We start from the raw sequence: 2,212 nt of genomic DNA, 5'->3' as shown, positions 1-2,212 counted from the left end.
GCACCAGGGCGAGCCGTGCCAGCGCGCCGGGCACCCGGGCACCGGCCGCCGAGGAGGTACGCATACGTGCGCGGGTCCGGCCGCGCAGCCGGGTGCGGGGTTCGTCGCTCATGATCCGACCAGCCTATGCTCCGGTGGGCCCGGAGACGGGTGGGGCTGGGTCGGGTCCGCGAAGTCCCGCCTGCCCGCGGCGCCTGGCACCGCACCTGGCCGCGTCGTCGGGGTGCCCGAGTGCGTTCGGTGCGCGGGCGCCCCTCCGCCGTGCGATGCACGCCACCGGACGCCGCGGGGCCCGCCCCTTCGGGCGGCCGGCCCTACTTCGCGGACACGCCCCAGGCCCGGTCGTCGAAGTCCCCCCAGCCACCGTCGGCACGTCCCCCGGGACAGCCCTTAGGCTGCTGGCCTGTCGATCACGGGGGATGCGGGCATGGGTGGCGCGGCGGCGTTGGAGAAACTGGTGCCGGTGCTGCTGGCGTTCGGCGGCGGGGTGCTGCTCGCCCGCCGGAAGATCGTGCCGGCCGAGGCCTCCAAGGTCTTCTCCGACTACGCCTTCCTCTTCGCCGTCCCCTGTTACCTCTTCGGCAACATCTACGCCAGCGACCTCGGGGCCCTGTTCAACTGGCGGGCGATCGGCGGCTATGCCGGGGCCGCGGCCCTCGCCGTGGTGGCGGTGGCGGTGGTGGCGGTCGCCCACGGTCTGCGCGAGCCCCGCGACGTGGCGCTGCGTGTGATGGCGGGAGTCCAGGTGAACACCGCCTACTTCGCCGTCCCCGTCTTCATCACCGTGTTCGGGACGGCGGCGCCGATCTTCCCGATCCTGCTGTTCCAGGTCTGCGTCCTGTCCCTGGTCGTCATCGCCCTCATGGAACTCGGCCGCGCGGGCCCGGAGGCCGGCGGCCCGGGCCGCCGCCTCTCGCGCGCCGTAGGCGCCTCGCTCGTGACCCCGCTGGTCCTCGCCTGCAACGCGGGGATCTTGTTCAACCTGCTCTCGGTACGGGTCCCGGCCGTCGTCCTGGACGGCGCCGCGTTCGTCGGCGACAGCGCTTCCCCGGTGGCCCTCTTCGCCCTCGGCCTCCACCTGGGCGGCCTCGGCCTCGACCTGCGGGGCACCACGCGGGAGGAACTCGCCCTCATAGGCTTCAAGTGCCTGGCGTTCCCGCTGCTGACCTGGGCGGTGTGCGGGCCACTGGTCGGCGTGCGGGGCGAGTGGCTGGCGTACCTCGTCCTGATCGCGGCGATGCCCACCCCCCAGAACCTGTTCATCTTCGCCCAGCGCTACGACGTCGGCGTCGACCTCTCCGCGTCGATCGTGATCAAGAGTTCGCTCGTATCGCTCCTGCTGCTGCCCCTGTGGCTGCACACTCTGGTCGTATGAACGCCAATGATTGCGGCCCCTCGACATCGCCGGGCGCCGTCACCTTAGGATTGCTCGCCGCCTGGACCGTGCACGACCTCGAAGAAGTGGCCACCATGGCGCGCTGGTCCCGGACCCGGGTCCCCGCCCTGCGCGAGCGTCACCCCGGCGTACCCGACCGGATCTGGCGGAGCCTGGAGGTGGACGGCCGCGAGTTCGCCACCGCGGTCGCCGTGATGGGACTGGTCGTCGCGGCGGCCTCCGCCGACGGGTACCGCACCGGCGGGCGCTCCGCCTTCTACCAGGCCTCGCTGAACGGGTTCGGCCTGCACGGTCTCGTCCACCTCGCGCAGGCCGCCGCCACCCGCGGCTACACCCCCGGGGTGGTCACCTCACCGCTGCTCGTGGTCCCCTTCACCCTGTGGGCGCGCGGCCGGCTGCGTCGGGCCGGGGTCCTGCGGCCCACGCGGCCGCGCGACATCGTCTCGGGCCTGGCCCTCGCGGGCGCGGCCACCGCGGTCTCGCACGCCGTCGCCCGGCGGATCCACCGTGCCGCGTCCGCGCCGTAGCCCCTCGCCGTCCGCTCGTACGCCTCTGCATCCGCCGGTACGTACCCCGGGCGGCATCGGCTCGTTGACCCGGCATGGAACTGCCGACCATCGCGGCGCCGGGTGTCGGTGAACGGGCCGACGCCGTGGCCGATGCCGCCTGCCACCTCTACGACACCATCGCCCCCTGGGGAACCGGCGCGCCCGGCGGATGGAGCCGGACCGCCGCCGAGGACGCCGCCGAGGCCATCGAGACCACCGCCCACGCCCTCGCGTCCGTCGACCCGGGCGCCGAGGTGGTCCTCGCGCC

At 74.1% G+C, this 2,212-nt stretch carries 2 protein-coding genes and 1 pseudogene; all 3 read left to right on the top strand.

Going from position 1 to position 2,212, the window contains the following annotated elements; all coding sequences use genetic code 11:
• Positions 1 to 427 precede the first annotated feature (427 nt).
• A complete protein-coding gene (locus ACWGIU_RS36260; RefSeq protein ID WP_453712332.1) occupies positions 428 to 1,375 on the top strand; it encodes an AEC family transporter in 948 nt (315 codons plus the stop codon).
• Positions 1,372 to 1,923: an HXXEE domain-containing protein gene (locus tag ACWGIU_RS36255; protein ID WP_453712331.1), complete on the top strand. Its 552-nt coding sequence runs from the start codon at positions 1,372 to 1,374 to the stop codon at positions 1,921 to 1,923. Before ACWGIU_RS36260 ends, ACWGIU_RS36255 begins: the two co-directional genes overlap by 4 nt.
• Positions 1,924 to 1,997: 74 nt before the next feature.
• Positions 1,998 to 2,212: pseudogene (locus ACWGIU_RS36250) on the top strand (hypothetical protein); the annotation flags it as partial.

The organism is Streptomyces sp. NPDC054840, assembly GCF_053611065.1.
The sequence above is the reverse complement of the archived record's forward strand: the minus strand, read 5'-3'. Positions and strand labels throughout refer to the sequence as shown.

Excerpts from the sequence above, each read along its gene's own strand:
- ACWGIU_RS36260 (WP_453712332.1), top strand. The coding sequence starts at position 428 with ATGGGTGGCGCGGCGGCGTTGGAGAAACTGGTGCCGGTGCTGCTGGCG.
- ACWGIU_RS36255 (WP_453712331.1), top strand. The coding sequence starts at position 1,372 with ATGAACGCCAATGATTGCGGCCCCTCGACATCGCCGGGCGCCGTCACC.